Origin of the sequence: Variovorax sp. DAIF25 (assembly GCF_050711835.1) — a bacterium.
Taxonomy (GTDB): domain Bacteria; phylum Pseudomonadota; class Gammaproteobacteria; order Burkholderiales; family Burkholderiaceae_C; genus Variovorax.
Genome location: NZ_CP136636.1, coordinates 84704 through 100500 on the forward strand (window position 1 = coordinate 84704; position 15797 = coordinate 100500).

Annotated in this window: 14 protein-coding genes; 6 read left to right on the forward strand and 8 right to left on the reverse strand. The window is 71.2% G+C overall.

Translation table 11 applies throughout. The annotated features are described in order from the left end of the window. From R0232_RS00430 to R0232_RS00440, 3 genes are read right to left on the reverse strand one after another with little or no spacing between them, the layout of a single operon-like run. Complete coding sequence (locus tag R0232_RS00430; RefSeq protein WP_431510907.1) at positions 1–948, reverse strand: 3-hydroxyacyl-CoA dehydrogenase NAD-binding domain-containing protein; 948 nt, start codon at positions 946–948, stop codon at positions 1–3. Next, complete coding sequence (locus R0232_RS00435; RefSeq protein ID WP_431510908.1) at positions 945–2150, reverse strand: ABC transporter substrate-binding protein; 1206 nt, start codon at positions 2148–2150, stop codon at positions 945–947. The genes R0232_RS00430 and R0232_RS00435 overlap by 4 nt, the downstream gene beginning before the upstream one ends. Positions 2151–2188: 38 nt before the next feature. Next, positions 2189–3109: a 3-keto-5-aminohexanoate cleavage protein gene (locus R0232_RS00440; RefSeq protein WP_431510909.1), complete on the reverse strand. Its 921-nt coding sequence runs from the start codon at positions 3107–3109 to the stop codon at positions 2189–2191. A 156-nt stretch (positions 3110–3265) separates the two neighbouring features. Between R0232_RS00440 and R0232_RS00445 the strand changes: the two genes are divergently transcribed. Together R0232_RS00445 and R0232_RS00450 are read left to right on the forward strand one after the other, a co-directional pair. After that, positions 3266–3646: a DUF1090 domain-containing protein gene (locus R0232_RS00445; RefSeq protein WP_431510910.1), complete on the forward strand. Its 381-nt coding sequence runs from the start codon at positions 3266–3268 to the stop codon at positions 3644–3646. 13 nt (positions 3647–3659) lie between these two features. After that, positions 3660–4370, forward strand: coding sequence for a Crp/Fnr family transcriptional regulator (locus tag R0232_RS00450; RefSeq protein WP_395349509.1), 711 nt, complete (start codon positions 3660–3662; stop codon positions 4368–4370). A 12-nt stretch (positions 4371–4382) separates the two neighbouring features. On the opposite strand, the gene R0232_RS00455 is transcribed toward R0232_RS00450, so the two are convergent. Both R0232_RS00455 and R0232_RS00460 read right to left on the reverse strand, forming a co-directional pair. Further along, the gene (locus tag R0232_RS00455) at positions 4383–6185 is read right to left on the reverse strand and encodes an NAD(P)/FAD-dependent oxidoreductase (protein WP_208507516.1); all 1803 of its coding nucleotides are present in this window, start codon (positions 6183–6185) and stop codon (positions 4383–4385) included. A gap of 206 nt (positions 6186–6391) precedes the next feature. Beyond that, the gene (locus R0232_RS00460) at positions 6392–7495 is read right to left on the reverse strand and encodes a GlxA family transcriptional regulator (protein WP_431510911.1); all 1104 of its coding nucleotides are present in this window, start codon (positions 7493–7495) and stop codon (positions 6392–6394) included. Between the two features lie 103 nt (positions 7496–7598). Between R0232_RS00460 and R0232_RS00465 the strand changes: the two genes are divergently transcribed. From R0232_RS00465 to R0232_RS00475, 3 genes are read left to right on the forward strand one after another with little or no spacing between them, the layout of a single operon-like run. After that, positions 7599–8579: a tripartite tricarboxylate transporter substrate binding protein gene (locus R0232_RS00465; protein WP_431510912.1), complete on the forward strand. Its 981-nt coding sequence runs from the start codon at positions 7599–7601 to the stop codon at positions 8577–8579. Positions 8580–8601: 22 nt separating this feature from the next. Beyond that, entirely contained in the window at positions 8602–9447 is an 846-nt protein-coding gene (locus R0232_RS00470; protein ID WP_431510913.1) for an alpha/beta fold hydrolase, read from the forward strand. A 1-nt stretch (position 9448) separates the two neighbouring features. Next, positions 9449–10348, forward strand: coding sequence for an aminotransferase class IV (locus R0232_RS00475; protein ID WP_431510914.1), 900 nt, complete (start codon positions 9449–9451; stop codon positions 10346–10348). A 10-nt stretch (positions 10349–10358) separates the two neighbouring features. On the opposite strand, the gene R0232_RS00480 is transcribed toward R0232_RS00475, so the two are convergent. Beyond that, positions 10359–12296, reverse strand: a complete 1938-nt coding sequence (locus R0232_RS00480) for a sigma-54-dependent Fis family transcriptional regulator (RefSeq protein WP_431510915.1) — start codon at positions 12294–12296, stop codon at positions 10359–10361. A 162-nt stretch (positions 12297–12458) separates the two neighbouring features. Here R0232_RS00480 and R0232_RS00485 point away from each other — a divergent pair, with 162 nt between their 5' ends. Then, positions 12459–12917, forward strand: a complete 459-nt coding sequence (locus R0232_RS00485) for a hypothetical protein (protein WP_431510916.1) — start codon at positions 12459–12461, stop codon at positions 12915–12917. Positions 12918–12926: 9 nt separating this feature from the next. On the opposite strand, the gene R0232_RS00490 is transcribed toward R0232_RS00485, so the two are convergent. Further along, entirely contained in the window at positions 12927–14801 is a 1875-nt protein-coding gene (locus R0232_RS00490) for a tannase/feruloyl esterase family alpha/beta hydrolase (RefSeq protein WP_431510917.1), read from the reverse strand. An 88-nt stretch (positions 14802–14889) separates the two neighbouring features. After that, entirely contained in the window at positions 14890–15789 is a 900-nt protein-coding gene (locus tag R0232_RS00495; RefSeq protein ID WP_093343721.1) for a helix-turn-helix domain-containing protein, read from the reverse strand. Between the last annotated feature and the right edge of the window lie 8 nt (positions 15790–15797).

Genomic DNA, 15797 nt, shown 5'->3' on the forward strand with positions numbered 1-15797 from the left:
TCAATCGAGTGTGCCGGTGTCGGCCTTGGCGCGAATCAGGTTCAACAGCAGGGTGTCGCGCGCGGCTTCGAGCTCGGCCGTGCGGCGCGCGCCCAGCTCCTGCGCCACGCCTTCGCTCACCCGCGCCTGGAGCGCGGGCGTCATCGAGGGCGCGCCCAGGTCCTTCCACCAGTCCTCGATCGGCCCGCCCAGGTGCGCGAGCACGTGCGCGATACCGCCCGCGCCGCCCGACAGGTGCAGGTTCATGAACGGTCCCATCACGGCCCAGCGCAGGCCTGGGCCGTGCGCGATCGCGGTGTCGATGTCGGCCACCGAGGCCACGCCCTGCTCGACCAGGTGGAAGGCCTCGCGCCACAGCGCGGCCTGCAGCCGGTTCGCGATGTGGCCCTTGACCTCGCGCTTCACGTGGATCGGCCGCTTGCCGATGGCCGCGTAGAAGGCCAGGGTGCGCTCGATGGTGTCGCTCGACGTGAGCTCGCCGCCGATCACCTCCACCAGCGGGATCAGGTGCGGCGGGTTGAACGGATGGCCCAGCACCACGCGTTGCGGGTGCGCGCAGCCCGACTGCACGCCGCTGATCGCCAGGCCCGAGGAGCTCGAGGCCAGGATCGCGTCGGGCGGCGCGGCCGCGTCCATGCGGCGGAACAGCTCGATCTTGAAGTCCATGCGCTCGGGGCCGTTCTCCTGCACGAAGTCGGCCACCGCCACCGCGTCCTCCAGGCTGTCGTGGAAGCGCAGCCGGTCGACCGAGGCGCCCGCGGCCAGCCCGAAGCGCTCGAGCGTGGGCCAGTGCTGCGCCACCGCCTGGCGCAGCCTTTCCTCGGCGCCGGGCGAGGGATCGGTCGCGTTGACGTCGAGGCCCTGCGCGAGGAAGTAGGCGGTCCAGCTCGCGCCGATCACGCCGGTGCCGACCACCGCGACGCGCTGCACGCCGTGCGCCGCGCTCATGATTTCCACCGCGCGCAGCGGCTCTCGGCCTTGGTGGTCCAGGCGGCCTCGCCGCGGATCGCTTCCACCACCTTGTAGTAGTCCCAGGGCTCCTTCGATTCCTCGGGCGACTTCACTTGCATCAGGTGCATGTCGTGCACCATCAGGCCGTCGTCGCGCAGCCAGCCGCCCTTGACGAACATGTCGTCGAACTTCGTCCTGCGCAGCTGCGCCATCACCTTGTCGGCATCGTCGCCGCCCGCGGCCTTCACGGCCTGCAGGTACTGCAGCGCGGCCGAGTAGTCGCCCGCATGGAAGGAGGAGGGCATGCGCTTGTGCTTGTCGAAGAAGCGGCGCGCCCAGGTGCGCGCCTCGGGGCTCTGGTTCCAGTACCAGCTGTCGGTCAGGTACATGCCCTGCGAGGCCTTGAGGCCCAGCGCATGCACGTCGTTGATGGTGATGATCATGCCGGCCAGCTTCATGTTCCTGGCGATGCCGAACTCGGCCGCCGACTTGATCGCGTTGACCGTGTCGCCGCCCGCGTTGGCCAGCGCCAGCACCTGCGCCTTCGAGCTCTGCGCCTGCAGCATGAAGGACGAGAAGTCGCTCGCGCCCAGCGGGTGCTTGACCGAGCCCGCCACCGTGCCGCCGTTCGCCAGCACCGTCTTGGTCGCGTCGTTCTGCAGCGCGGCGCCGAAGGCATAGTCGGCCGCCACGAAATACCAGCTCTTGCCGCCGGCCTTGACCACCGCGCTCGCGGTGCCGCGCGCCATCGCCACCGTGTCGTAGGCGTAGTGCACCGTGTAGGGCGAGCAGTACTCGTTGGTGAGGCTCGACGCGCCCGAGCCCACCACGAAGTAGGGCTTCTTCTTGTCCGCCGCCACGCCGGCCATGGCGATGGCCGCGCCCGAGTTGACGCCGCCGATCAGCATGTCGACCTTCTGCACGTCGAACCACTCGCGCGCCTTGGCGGCGGCGATGTCGGGCTTGTTCTGGTGGTCGGCCGTGACCAGCTCGATCTTCTTGCCGCCGATGGCGCCGCCCATGTCGGCGATCGCCATGCGGATCGCCTCGGCGCCGGCCGGGCCGTCGTAGTCGCGGTACAGGCCCGACATGTCGCTGATGAAGCCGATGCGGATCACGTCGTCGGACACCTGGGCCGATGCGCTCGCGGCAAGGACGGTGCCGAGCGCGAGGGCCGGGATGGTGCGGGAAAGGTTCATTCGATCTGTCTCCGTTCGTTGTTGTGGCGGGGGCCGGTTCAGCCGAGCGCGAACTCGGGCCGCGGCGTGCCCACGCGCGGCAGGCCCATGAGCTGGCGTGCCTCGGCGGGCGTCGCCACTTCCATGTCGAGCTCGCGGATCACGCGCACGATGCGCTCGGTGAGCTGCACGTTGGTGGCCAGCTCGCCCTGGCGGAAGTAGAGGTTGTCCTCGAGGCCGACACGCGCATGGCCGCCCAGCAGCAGCGCCGCCACGTTGGCCTCGAGCTGCGAGGTGCCGATGCCGCTGACGCCGAAGATGCTGCCCTTGGGCAGCGTGTCGACCATCATCTGCAGGAAGCGCGGCGAGTAGGGCATCGCGTTCTGGAAGTTGCGGTGCACGTTCATCACCAGGTTGATGAAGTAGGGCTCGTCGTCGTGGCCCTCGCCGATCAGCGTGGTCGCGTCCTGCAGGATGTGCGTGGGGCTGAACACTTCCCACTCGGGCTTGATGCCGCGCGCCTTCATGCCGGCGGCGAGTTCGCGCCCGCGCGTGATCGGCGTGTCCATCAGGATCTGCTTGCCCTCGAAGCTGAGGTTCAGCGTGGTGGCGTCGAGCGTGCACATCTCGGCGCCCGCGTCCATGCCCTTGATGCGTTCCTCCCACGCGATCTCCCAGCGGTCGCCGGCCAACGGCTTGACCATGTCGCCGTGCACGCCGCCGCCGGTGGAGTTGTTGAGCACGATGTCGCAGCCGCCCGCGCGGATGCGGCTGTTGATCTCGCGGTAGACCCCGGCGTCGCAGGTCGCGCCGTCGTCGGGGCGGCGCGCATGGATCGCCGCCACGCTGGCGCCGGCGTTCCAACAGCGCAGCACGTCGGCCGCGATCTCGGCGGGCTGGGTGGGGAGGTGGGGGTTCTGGGACTTGTGCGCCATGCCGCCGGTGGGGGCGATGGTCACGATCACTTTGCGCTTCGACATGGCGGGGTTCCTGGAGTCCTTCGTGGAGCGCGCCATTATTTTTGGCGCGGGCAGCGCACTCAGTCATCGCGACGACATTCGGGGGCAGGGTTTACGCGGCGTGCAGAGGCTACAGTCGCCCCTGTCGTTCGCATTCATCCACAACAAGGAGCGCTCATGAAACTGTCATCGCTGATCCTCGCGGCCGCCGCGGTCCTCGCATCGGGCCAGGCCTTCGCGCAGGGCGGTCCCGAGGCGGGCTGCGCCGCCAAGCGCGAGGCCATCTCGCGCGACATCGAAGCCGCCAGGGCCGAGGGCCAGGACCACCGCGTGCGCGGCCTCGAACGCGCGCTGGCCGAGGTGCGGCGCAACTGCAGCGATGCCAAGCTGGCCGCGCGCCACCAGGAGCGCATCCGTGGCGAGGAGCGCAAGGTCGCGCAGCGCGAACGCGAGCTGGCCGAGGCGCGCCGCAAGGGCGATCGCGACAAGATCGCGCGCCACGAGGACAAGCTGCGCGAGGCGCAGGCCGAGCTGCAGCGCGTCAGGGACCTGCCCTGAGCCTCGAGAGAAGATGCCCGCTGCCCGGCCTGCTCCTCCCCCCGCCTCGCTGACCCTGGCTCAACTGCTGCAGGGCTCGGCCTGGTTTCCGCAGCTCGGCGTGGCCGCCGGCGAGCGCGTGCTCGAGGAGATGCGCGAGGTCGAGGTGGCGACCGGCGCCGCGCTGTGCCGCTGCGGCGACACCCCGCTGCACTGGTACGGCACCATCGACGGCCTGCTCAAGTGGTGCGTGAGCTCGCCCGACGGGCGCTCGGTCACCCTGGGCGGCCTGTCGACCGGCAGCTGGTTCGGCGAAGGCACGCTGCTGCGCGGCGTGCCGCGCACCGCGGACATCATCGCGCTGCGCCCCAGCCGGGTCGCGCTGATGCCGCTGGAGACCTTCGACTGGCTGCGCGCCACGCACCGCAGCTTCGACGACTTCCTGCTGCGCCAGATCAACGAGCGCATGCACTGGTTCCTCGGCAACTTCGCCGCCCACCACCTGCTGGACACCGACAGCCAGGTCGCGCGCGCGCTCGTCGGCCTGTTCCACGAGTGGCTGCATCCGGGCAGCGATCCGCACCTGGAGGTGTCCCAGGAGGAGATCGCCAACCTCTCGGGCCTGTCGCGCCAGCGCTGCAACGCGGCGTTGCGGCGGCTGGCATCGGCCGGACTGCTGCGCATCGAGTACGGCGGCATCACCGTGACCGATCTCGACGGGCTGCGCCGCCGTATCGACGGCTGAGCGCCGCGCGCTTCAGCGCCGGTGGTGCGAGGGCGCGAGCTCGTACACCGGCGTGTCGAGCCCTTCGGCGCGCGCCTTGAGCTGCAGCGCGAGGAACTGCGAGTAGTGGCGCGACTGGTGCAGGTTGCCGCCGTGGATCCAGAGGTTCGGCACCTGCGTCGGCTTCCACATGTTGCGCAGCTCGCCTTCCCACGGGCCCGGGTCCTTCGGCGTGTCGGAGCCCAGGCCCCAGCACTTGCCGACCCGGTCGGCGACCTCGGGCGAGATCAGGTCGGCCAGCCAGCCGTTCATCGAGCCGTAGCCGGTGGCATAGACCAGCAGGTCGGCCGGCAGCTCGCTGCCGTCGGTCAGCGTCACCGAGCGTTCGTTCACGCGCTCGATGTTCACGCCGCTCCTGAGCTTCACGCTGCCGTTGGCCACCAGCTCCGAGGCGCCCACGTCGATGTAGTAGCCCGAGCCGCGCCGCAGGTACTTCATGAACAGGCCCGAGCCGTCGGCGCCGAAGTCGAGCAGGAAGCCCGCCTTCTCCAGCCGCGCATAGAGGTCGGCGTCGCGCTTCTTCATCTCGTCGTAGACCGGGATGTGGAAGGTGTGCATCACCTGGTAGGGCACCGAGGCGAAGATCAGGTCGGCCTTGTGGTGGTCGATGCCGCTCTTCACGGCCTGCTCGGAATACAGGCCGCCGAGCGCCAGTTCCATCAGCGAGTCGGAGGGCGCGATGTGGGTCGACGAGCGCTGGATCATGGTCACGTCGGCGCCGTGCTCCCACAGCGCCGCGCAGATGTCGTGCGCCGAGTTGTTCGAGCCCAGCACCACGCACTTCTTGCCCGCGTAGGCCTCGGGCCCGGGGTGCTTGCTCGAATGGTGCTGGTCGCCCTGGAAGTTCTCGGCGCCCGCGAGCACGGGCACGTTCGGGTAGCCCGACACGCCGAGCGCGAACACCAGCTGCTTCGGCCGCAGCACCACCTCCTTGCCCTCGCGCTCCACGCGCACTTCCCAGCGCTGCGTGGCCTCGTCGAAGCGCGCCTTCTTCGCCGTGGTCGAGCTCCAGTAGTTGAGCTCCATCACCTTGGTGTACATCTCGAGCCAGTCGCCGACCTTGTCCTTGGGCGCGAACACCGGCCAGTCGTCGGGGAAGGGCATGTAGGGCAGGTGGTCGTACCAGACCGGGTCGTGCAGGCACAGCGACTTGTAGCGGTTGCGCCAGGAGTCCCCCGCGCGCGCGTTGCGCTCGATGATGATGGTGGGCACCCCGAGCCGGCGCAGCCGCGCGCCGAGCGCGATCCCGCCCTGGCCGCCGCCCACGATCACCACCTCGGGCTGCTCGGTGTAGCCCAGCGTCCGTGCCTCTTCCTCGCGTTTCTCGAGCCAGCTCTGGCGGCCCTTGTGCACGCCGTGCTCCGCGCCCTTGATGCGGTTCGCGCCGGTCTTCTCCTCGAAGCCCTTGAGCTCGGTCATGGTGGTCAGCAGCGTCCAGGCCTTGCCGCCGCGCAGCCGCAGGTGGCCGCGGCCGCGCGCCACCCGGGTCTCGAAGGTGAACCAGGCCTCCGTCACGCCGTCGGCCTCGCTGGCCTCGCCCTCGAGCGCGAAATTCGAGGGCTGCGTGTCGGCCAGCCGCGCCGCCAGCATCGCGCGGATCGCGCCCGCGCCTTCCTGCGTGCGAATGTTCCAGGTGAAGGCCACGAGGTCGCGCCAGAAGCCCTCGGCCTCGAACAGCGCGACCGTGGCCTCGACGTCGTTGCGCGCGAGCGCGGCGCCGAAGTCGGCCAGCCAGGTGGCGGCAGCCCGCGTGGGGGCGGCGGTGGATGCGGTCATCGAATGTCTCCGTGTATGAATGGATGAGAACGAACGCTGCGCCGCGGACGGTGCAGGCTGCGTTGCGCAGCTTTCGTGCCGCGCGGCGGCGCACGGTGGATCAAGGACTTGGCGGGGGTTTTGGTGCAGGCGCGATGCGTTGTCTCACTGGCTGCGAGACAGGGTGAGACAGCCGTGCGACGGCGGCGGCCGACCGCGCGGCTGCCTTATCGGCGCGCGGTGCGCGGGCGTGGTGGTGGCGTTGCTGGTTTGCCGGTGGCCGCCCTCGGCGCCAGCACGTCGTCATAAGCCTGCAACTGCCACACCGCGCGCGGCGTGCGCACCGTGTAGCGCTCGCGGTACTCCGACGGGCTCATGCCGGCGATGCGCTTGAAGGTGCGGCGGAAGGTCGAGACGTCCGCGTAGCCCGAGGCGTCGGCGATCTCGTGCATCGAGCGCCAGGTGGCCTCGAGCCACATGCGCGCGCGCTTCACGCGCAGCTCGTGCAGGAACTGGATCGGCGAACGCTCGATGTGGCGCGCGAACAGCCGCACCAGCGTGCGTTCGCTGACCGCCGCGGCCGAGGCCATCTCGGCCACCGTCAGCGGCCGGCCCGCGTTGGCCTCGATGAAGGCGATGGCGCGGTGCAGCGGCGCATCGCGCGAGGTGCCCACCACCTGCTCGGGGATGTCGAGCACCAGGTGCTGGCGTTCCGGGTTGGCGAGGAACTTGTCGCGGCAGGCCGCGGCGAGGTCCGACAGGCCGACGCCATCGAGCAGCTTGAGCACCATCGCATGCATCAGGTCGGGCGTGGCCGCCAGCACCATATGCGGGCCGAGCGTCAGCGGCGTCTCGCTGTGGATCGGGGTGTCGGGGAAGTCGTGCGCGAAGCCCGACTGGTAGAGCCACGACAGCGGCACCGGCTGGTGCGCGAGCAGCCCCGCGCGCCCGGCCAGCCATAGGCCGGTGCCGCAGGCACCGATCCAGTCGCCGGCCGCGTGGCGGCTCGCGAGCTGCGCGCAGAGCGCGGCGTTCTGCGCCACCAGCCGGCGCAGGCCCGGGATGGTCACCATCATCAGCGGCGGCACCACCGCGAGCGCGGTGGCGGGCGCGCGGCGCGAGCGCTTCGCCTCCTCGTCCGACTGGAACGCGAGGCGCCGCATCGCATGCGGTCCGCCGTCGGGCCCGAGCAGCCGCCAGGCCACCGGCGCGTCGATGCGTCGTCCCGCGCGCGCACGCGCCAGCGAGTTCGCCTCGCGCAGGATGTCGATGGCGCCGAAGACGCTGCCGGGCAGGCCGCCATGCGGCAGGTAGAGGTCGAAGCGGATCATGGGCTTGGCGGATTGTGTACCCCGAGTGGCGGAAAAGGTCCTGTGCCGCGCGGGACCGCGTTTGTAGCATCCGCTCCCACGTCAACCACAGCCGGAGTTCGAGATGAGCCTCACATGGATCGCGCGCCGCCTGGCCATCGGCCTCGCGGTGCTTCCCCTGGTCGCGGGTGCGCAGGCCTGGCCCGCCAGGCCGGTCAACTGGGTCGTGCCCTATCCCGCGGGCGGGCCGGCCGACGTGATCGCCCGCGCCATCGCGCCGCGCATGGCCCGCGAGCTGGGCCAGCCGGTGCTGGTGGAGAACCTCGGCGGCGTGGGCGGCGCGCTGGCCGCGCAGAAGGTGCTGAACGCGCCGGCCGACGGCTACACGGTGCTGCAGGGCTCGCCCAACGAAGTGATCCTCGCGCCGCTCGCGCGCGCCGCGGTGAAGCTCAAGCTCGAGGACTTCGTGCTGGTCTCGCCGGCCACCAACAACCCGCTGGTGCTGCTGACGCGCAAGGCGCTCGCGGCCGACGACCTCGACGCCTTCGCGGCACTCGCGCGCTCTTCGGCCGCGCAGCCGCTGACCTACGGCAGCGTGGGCGTGGGCTCGATGTTCCATCTCGCGGCCGAGGACCTGGCCGCGCGCATGGATGCCAGGGTCATGCACGTGCCCTACAGCGGCGGCGCGCCGCTGATCCAGGACCTGGGCGGCGCCAACCTCGACTTCGCGCTGATGCCCTTCACCACCGGCTACCTGGGACTGGCCGAGACCGGCCGGCTCAAGATCCTCGCCGTCGCCTCGAAGCAGCGCCTCGCGCAGATGAAGAACGTGCCGACCTTCGCGGAAAGCCGCGTCGCCGCCGACTACGAGGCCGGCGCCTGGGCCGGGCCGATGGTGCGCAAGGGCACGCCCGCGGCCGTGGTCGAGCGCCTGCACAAGGCGCTGCAGGCGAGCCTGGCCGACCCGCAGGTGCGCACGACCCTCGAGGCCTCGGGCTCGCAGGTGTCCGAGCGCATGAGCCTGGCCGAGGCCGCGCGCTTCCTGGCCGCCGAGGCCGAGCGCTACCGCACGCTCGCGCGCCGCATCGGCGTGCGGCCCGAATGAGCGCTGTGCGAGGAGCATCGGCATGAGCTTCGTGCATTCCGGCGGCGTCGACATCTACTACGAGCGCACGGGCCAGGGGCCGGCGCTGTTGTTCTGCCACGGCGCGGGATCGAATGCCGCGACCTGGTGGCAGCAGATTCCCGCGTTCTCGCAGCGCTTCACCTGCATCGCGTTCGACGCGCGCTGCTTCGGTCGTTCGGTCGCGCCGCTCGAGGCCTTCGGGCACGAGGCGCTGGTGGCCGATGCGCTCGCGGTGCTCGATGCCGAGGGCATCGACAGCGCCGCGCTGGTGTGCCAGTCGCTCGGCGGCATGACCGGCGCGCGGCTCGCGTTGCGGCATCCCGAGCGGGTGTGGGCCTTCGCCTGCTGCGACTCGCCGCTGGCGATCGACCATCCCCGGATGCTGGCCAATGTCGCGGCCTTTCTCGGCGAGGTGGCGGCGACCGAGCTCGAGGACCGCGCGCTGAGCCCGGCCTTCGTGCGCGAGCGGCCCGCGATGGCCTGGCTGTACCGGCAGATCAACCAGTTCAATCCCGCGGTGCATGGGGCCGCGGCCGGCGACGGCGGCCCGGGATGGGGCGAGCGCCTCGCAGCGCTGTTCGCGCCGGAGCAGCTGCTCGCGCTCGACGACCTGCGCGGCATCCACTGCCCGACGCTGTTCGTGGTCGGGGCCGAGGACCGCGTGGTCACGCCCGCGGTGGTGCGCGACATCGCTCGCCAGGTCGAGGGCAGCCGCGTGGCCGAGATCGCGGCCGCGGGGCATTCGCCGTACTTCGAACAGGCGCAGAACTTCAATGCCGCGGTGCTGGCCTTTCTCGTCGATGCCTGGGCCGGGGCGCGCCATGGTTTTCCAACTGCAGGAGCTTGAGATGCGATTCGAGAACGCTTCCTTCCTCGGGCGTCGCGCGATGCTCGCCGTGGGCCTGTCGGCCATCGGCGGCGTCAGCGCGGCCGATGTGCCCGCGCCCGCACCGGCCGTGGGCCGCATCGACGGCGAGCCGCCCTCGGTCGGCGACCTGCGCGCGATGGCGCTCGCCAACTACGGGCACTTCAGCACCATGCGCATCCGCCGGCGCAGCGTGCAGGGGCTGGACTTCCAGCTGGCCCGGCTGGACCGCAGCACGCGGCTGCTGTTCGGCAGCGAACTCGAGGGCGAGCGGGTGCGCCGGCTGGTGCGCGAGGCCGTGCCCGACGACGACCGGACCTGGCTGGTGCGCGTCAACGTCTTCCCGCGCGTGGCGGACTTCGCCGACCTCACCCGCTCGATGCCCGCCGGCATGTTCGTCACCCAGTCGCCGCTCGCGGCCGAGGCGCCGCCGCCGCGCGCCGTGCGCTCGGTGCAGCACGAGCGCGTGCTGCCCGAGGTCAAGCATGTCGGCACCTTCGGCCTGTTCCACCACCGCAAGCTCGCGCAGGCGGCGGGTTTCGACGACGCGCTGTTCCTCGACGCGCGGCGCAGCATCTCGGAGGGAAGCACGTGGAACGTTGGCTTCTACGACGGGCGCCGCGTGGTGCTGCCGACCGCGCCCGCGCTGCCCGGCGGCGCCATCCACCTGCTGCGGCTGGGCATGCGCTCGCATGGCATTCCCTTCGTCGAGCGCGACATCCGCATCGACGAGATCAAGGATTTCGAGCTGGCTTTCTGGACCAACGTGCCCGACACGGTGCGACCGCTGCGACGCATCGACGCGACCGAGTTCTCGGTGTCGCATCCGCTGCACGAGCGACTGAAGGCCTGCTACGAATCGAACGAGTGGACCGCGCTGTAGCGGTGTGCGATCAGCCGCGCCGGGGCGCGACGATGCCGAGCCGTTTCATCTGCCGGTACACGGTGGCCCGGCTCAGGCCCAGCGCATCGGCCGCCTGCGCGACGCGCCAGCGGTGCTGGCGCAGCGCCGCGAGCAGGCGCTCCGATTCGGCGGCCGTGTCCTCGGCCGCGTCGACCACGGCCGCCGCGGGCATCGCCACCGCAACACGCTCCGGCAGCCGCAGGTCCTCCATCCTCACTTCACGCCCCGTGCACAACGCCAGCGCGAGCCGCAGCACGTTGCGCAGCTCGCGCAGGTTGCCGGGCCAGCGGTGCGTCATCAGCGCCTCGATCGCTTCGGCCGACAGTCGTGCATTCGAATCCATCGCCGCGGCCTCCTCGGCGAACAGACGGTCGATCAGGTGGCGGCGGTCGCGGCGCTCGCGCAGCGGCGGCAGCTTCAGCACGGCGCCGCACAGGCGGTAGTAGAGGTCCTCGCGGAAGCGGCCTGCCGCGACGAGTTCACTCAGGCCCCGATGCGTGGCGGCCACCACCGCGAGGTCCACGCGCTGCGGCGCGTCGCCGCCCAGCGGCAGCACCTCGCCTTCCGACAGCACGCGCAGCAGCCGCGTCTGCAGGGCCATCGGCATGTCGCCGATCTCGTCGAGGAACAGCGTGCCGCGGTCGGCCTGCGCGATCAGGCCCTTCATGCCCTTGCTGCGGCCGCCGGTGAAGGTGCCGGGCAGGTAGCCGAACAGCTCGCTCTCGATCAGCGAATCGGGAATGGCCGCGCAGTTCACGGCCACGAAGGGCAGGGCCGCGCGGCGGCTCGCGCCGTGCAGCGCGCGCGCCAGCACCTCCTTGCCGCTGCCGGTCTCGCCCTCGATCAGCACGTGGATGCCGCGGTCGACCAGCCGGCGCGCCTGCGCGAGCAGCGACTGCATCGCGGGATCGTCGCCTGCGATGCCCTCGAGCGGCGGCAGTCGGTCGGCGCCATGGGAGGTCTTGCGCTCGGCGGGCGCCACCGGCGCGGCGGTGCGGCGCGCCACGCGCGGCGCGAGCAGCGAGGCGTGGTACTCGCCGCCGTCCGGCAGCAGCACGGTGTGGGCGAAGGGCATGGCCGATGCGCTCGCGCCCAGGCGCCAGATCGCATCGAGCGGCATGCGCAGCAGCTCGGCCACGCCGGTGCCGACCGGATGGACCGCGAACAGCCGCCGCGCGCTGCTGTTCGCGCCGACCACCGTGCCCGCCTCGTCGAGCGCGAGCATCAGCTCGCCGGCCACGTCGACCAGGCCGAAGGCGCTGCCCAGCCGCAGCACCCAGTGGCCGCGGAAGTGGCGCAGGAAATCGGCGTCCTCGATCATGCGCGCGTAGATCGCGACCAGGTGCCGCACCAGGTGCTGGCTCTCCTTGGCCTCGGGCGAATGCAGCGCCGACACGTCGAGCACCGCCGTGAGCCGCCCGCCATGGTCGAACAGCGGCGCGGTGGTGCAGGTCAGCGCGATGTGGGTGGCGTCGAAGTGCTCGGTCTGGTGGCAGGTCATCGGTGCCTGCTCGACCAGGCAGGTGCCCACGCCGCAGGTGCCCGCGTGCGCCTCGTTCCAGTCGGCGCCGAGGTAGAGGCCGGCCTTGCGCAGCTGGTCGTCCCAGGCCGGGTTGCCGATGTAGTCGACCGTGATGCCCTCGGCATCGGTCAGCAGCACCATGTAGCCGAGGTCGGCCACGCGGCGGTAGATGTCCTCCATGCCCGCGCGCGCGGTGCACAGGAAGTGCTCGAGCTGCTGCTGGTGCGCGCGCACCTCGTGCGCCGGCAGGATGCGCGCGGGCGTGGGCCGCGAGGGATCGAGGCCATGGTCGCGCACGCAGCGCGCCCACGACTTGTGGACCAGGCTGGTCGCCGGATCGGCCAGCGCGGTGCCGGTGGCGATCGAATAGACGTTGTCGATGTGGCGCGATTGCAGGGAAGGCATGCTCGACCTCGCGATGGCGGGCGGCCGCCGGAAGATCGGAGCGCGGCCGCGCAGCCGGACATCATTCGGCTGTCGCGCTGTCGCAGCACAGAGGTGAAACCCGGTGCGCCACCGGACTTTCACCGGGACGCGCTACGCTTCGTCTCCACCGGAGACCGATGCATGCACACCTTCCAGCTCTTCGCCGACTACTTTCAGTTCTACATCCAGGACGAATCCGCCGAAGGCGATCTTTCCGATGCATGGAGCGACGAGGCCGTGGAACGCATGCTCGCGACCGCGCCCGGCGTGGTCGGCATCGGCACGGTACGCAACATGAACGTGCCGGTCACGCTCGAGATCCTCGAGGCCGCGCCGCCGCTCGATGCCGATGCCTGGGAGCACATCGTCGAGTGCACGCTCGCGACGGCGAGCGGGCGCCTCGCGATCGCGGGTTGCACCGACTACTTTCCGGACGCCGCACGCATAGCGATCGCGCCGGGCACCTACCGCGTGCGCGCCTGCTACGCGGGGCTCGCGACGCTGTCCGAGGACGGGCTCGAGGGCGAGGACCGCTACCACCTCGCGCTGTGGCCGGCGCCGGCCATCGAGCCCACGGTCGTCAAGCAGCGCGCGGCTTGAGCGCACGGCTCAGCGGCAGGCGAAGCTCTCCGCCTTCGACGTGTCCCCGCCCAGGTACGCGATCTTCTTCGGATAGGTGCACAGCGGCCGCGCGAGCGACTTGTCGCCGTTGCGCAGCACGAGGTTCTCGGGCGGGATGCCCTTCTCGACCCAGTCGGTGAGCGCGGTGAACAGCTGGTTCGGCGCGGGCAGCGGCGGGTTGGCCGCGGGGCTGGTGCCGGGCAGGCCGTCGACCGAGCCCACGCCCATGCAATGGCCCATCGCGGGGATCTCGAGGTAGCGGTAGAACTTCTGCAGCGCATCGATGCCGCCCATCGCGCCGGCCGCGCGCTCGTAGTAGTGGGCGGTGCCCGAGTTCGGGATCACCTGGTCGGCCAGGCCGTGGTAGGTCAGCATCTTCGCGCCGCGGTCGCGGAAGCGCGCGAGGTCGGGGTCGTCGGCGTTGATGTTCGCGAACGCACCCTGCAGCGCCTTGCCGCGGTCGCTGGCGTTGGCGAGCTGCGCGTAGCCCAGGCCCTTCCAGCGGTCGGCGCCGTTGCCGGTGGCGTTGATGAAATCGGGCGTGGCGATCGTCGGGTCCTGCAGGTTCAGCGCGACCTGGTGCACGGCGATGGGGAAGGGCGCGGGCACGCCGCCGGCCGAGCCGGCCAGGCCCGAGAGCGCGGTGCCGCGCGTGGGGCCGTACCAGAGCTGGTTCGACGCCAGCGTGGGGCCGTAGCCGATGTCGCCCGCGGCCGCGGGGGCGCTGCCGTCGCGGGTCTGGCCGTACCAGATCTTGTTGACGGCCTGCGCCTGCGCGGTGCTCAGGCAGGCCGCGGTGGCATTGCTGCCGCCGCTCGCGGTGCACAGCACGGCCTTGTCCTGCACCGGGTCGTAGCGGCAGGCGGCCGGGTCGCTGATGAAGCCCTCGTGCTTGCCGGTGAGCTGGCTGTCGCAGGCGCTGACGGCGGCCGAGGACACCAGCGTGGCCTGCTCGGGCGTGAGCGGCGTGCCGCCGAGGTCGCGCTGCATCACGACCTGCGGATAGAGCTCGGCCGTGATGAAGGTGCTCCAGTTGATGGCGCTGTTGCCGGCGAGGATGCCGTCGAAGTCGTCGGAATTGACCTGTGCCTGCATGTGGCCCTGGCGCCCGCCGGTCGAGCAGCCATCCCAGTACGAGTACTTCGGTGCATCGCCGTAGAAACCGGCCGCGAGCGCCTTGGCCTTGACCGCCATCTCGTGGATGCCGCGGCTCGCGAAGTCGGTCCACAGCGCGGTGTTGACGGTGCCGTCGGGGTTCATCGCGAAGGCGCCGTCGGTGCCGGCCACGGGGCTCGACGAGGCATGGCCGGTGTCGGTGATGGCGCTGACCGAGCCCTCGGTGCCGGCCACGCGCGAAGGCGAATCGATGCCGCCGGCGTTGCCGATGCGGTCGAGCGCGCTGATCGAGGGTTCGCCCGCGAAGCCGCCGCCGCCGAGCACGCGCACGCGCTGGTTCCACGCGGCCTTGGCGGGCAGCCAGACCTCGATGCCGATGCCCGGCGAGGTCGAGGGCGCGCCGGCGGGACCGGCGTGGCCCGGCCCCACGTTGAGCTTGACCATGCACAGGTCGCTGGCCGCGAGCGTGCCGGTGGCCTTGCCGTCGAGGTTGAGGTCATCGCCCTTCCTGAACTGCTTCACCAGCCGCACGGTGGTGTTCGCATCGGGCTTGAACGCGGTCTTGAGGCTGTCGTCGCATGTCAGCGCGACCGGTGCGGCAGGTGGCGGCGCGGCCGGCACGATCGGCAGCACGGTGCCCGACGAGCCGCTGCCGCCGCAGGCCGAGAGCGCGGCGGCCGCGGCGAGGCACAGCAGGGCGATGGAGGGTGGAACGGAACGGGTGTGGGATCTGTTGTGGTGGCGCATCTTCTGTCTCCTGTGTTGGCAGACATCGAATGTGCCGAGCGTGCCTCGCACGGTCTATCGACATGCGATCAGCGCTTGCAGGATTCCCTCAACCGGCCCTCGGACTTACCCGCGATGCACGCGTGCGCGCGGGCGTGCTGCCCACGAGCTGGCGAAACACCTGCGTGAAATGCGCCTGGCTCGAGAAGCCCACCGCATGCGCGATCTCGGCCAGCGCGAGCGGGCCGTCGAGCAGCGCGAGCGCCTGCCGCACGCGCTGCTCCATCACGTAGCGGTAGGGCGTGGCGCCGGTGCTGGCGCGGAACAGCCGCGTGAAGTGCACCGCGCTCATCTGCAGCTCGGCCGCGAGCGTGTCGATGCCGAAGTCCTCGGCCAGGTGCGCCATCACCCAGTCGTAGACGCGGCGCAGGTCGGCCTGCGAGAGCCGGCCGCGCGGACGCTGCGTGCTGCGCGCGCAACCGTAGCGGCCCTGCAGGTAGCTCGCGAGCGCCATCGACAGCCCCTGCGCATGCAGCCGGCCCGAGCTGCAGCCGCGCTCGATCTCGTCGCGCATGGCGGTGGCCAGCAGCTGCAAGGTGGCGTCGGTGGTCGAGAGCTGGGTCTGCAGGTGCAGCTCGCCATCGCTCTCGGGCATGAGGCTGCGCAGCGCCTCGGGGCGGATCTCGATCGCGATCATCTCCTCGAGGCAGCCGGTCCAGCTCGCGCGGTCGACCTCGTAGCCCCGCTCGAAGATGCTCATGCTGCCCGCGCGCGTCTCGATGCGGTGCGAACGCCGGCCCTGCGTCATCACGCCGCTCAGATGGCCGCGCACGCACAGCCCGATCAGCGGATGCGGGTTGTAGCAGGCCGGGTTCTCGCCGTCGCCGATCATCGCGCGCACCTCGAAGGCGAAGCCCTGCCACGGCGTGGCGCCCGCGTTCAGCAGCAGCCGGCCGTCCATGCGCAACGGCTTGCCCGTGGTGTCGAGCAGGCTGATCTCGCGCGTCATGACGGTGG

Coding starts and splice junctions, on each gene's coding strand:
- R0232_RS00460 (WP_431510911.1), bottom strand. CDS start 7,495: ATGATCCGCTTCGACCTCTACCTGCCGCATGGCGGCCTGCCCGGCAGC.
- R0232_RS00485 (WP_431510916.1), top strand. CDS start 12,459: ATGCACACCTTCCAGCTCTTCGCCGACTACTTTCAGTTCTACATCCAG.
- R0232_RS00470 (WP_431510913.1), top strand. CDS start 8,602: ATGAGCTTCGTGCATTCCGGCGGCGTCGACATCTACTACGAGCGCACG.
- R0232_RS00455 (WP_208507516.1), bottom strand. CDS start 6,185: ATGACCGCATCCACCGCCGCCCCCACGCGGGCTGCCGCCACCTGGCTG.
- R0232_RS00440 (WP_431510909.1), bottom strand. CDS start 3,109: ATGTCGAAGCGCAAAGTGATCGTGACCATCGCCCCCACCGGCGGCATG.
- R0232_RS00495 (WP_093343721.1), bottom strand. CDS start 15,789: ATGACGCGCGAGATCAGCCTGCTCGACACCACGGGCAAGCCGTTGCGC.
- R0232_RS00465 (WP_431510912.1), top strand. CDS start 7,599: ATGAGCCTCACATGGATCGCGCGCCGCCTGGCCATCGGCCTCGCGGTG.
- R0232_RS00445 (WP_431510910.1), top strand. CDS start 3,266: ATGAAACTGTCATCGCTGATCCTCGCGGCCGCCGCGGTCCTCGCATCG.
- R0232_RS00450 (WP_395349509.1), top strand. CDS start 3,660: ATGCCCGCTGCCCGGCCTGCTCCTCCCCCCGCCTCGCTGACCCTGGCT.
- R0232_RS00435 (WP_431510908.1), bottom strand. CDS start 2,150: ATGAACCTTTCCCGCACCATCCCGGCCCTCGCGCTCGGCACCGTCCTT.
- R0232_RS00475 (WP_431510914.1), top strand. CDS start 9,449: ATGCGATTCGAGAACGCTTCCTTCCTCGGGCGTCGCGCGATGCTCGCC.
- R0232_RS00490 (WP_431510917.1), bottom strand. CDS start 14,801: ATGCGCCACCACAACAGATCCCACACCCGTTCCGTTCCACCCTCCATC.
- R0232_RS00480 (WP_431510915.1), bottom strand. CDS start 12,296: ATGCCTTCCCTGCAATCGCGCCACATCGACAACGTCTATTCGATCGCC.
- R0232_RS00430 (WP_431510907.1), bottom strand. CDS start 948: ATGAGCGCGGCGCACGGCGTGCAGCGCGTCGCGGTGGTCGGCACCGGC.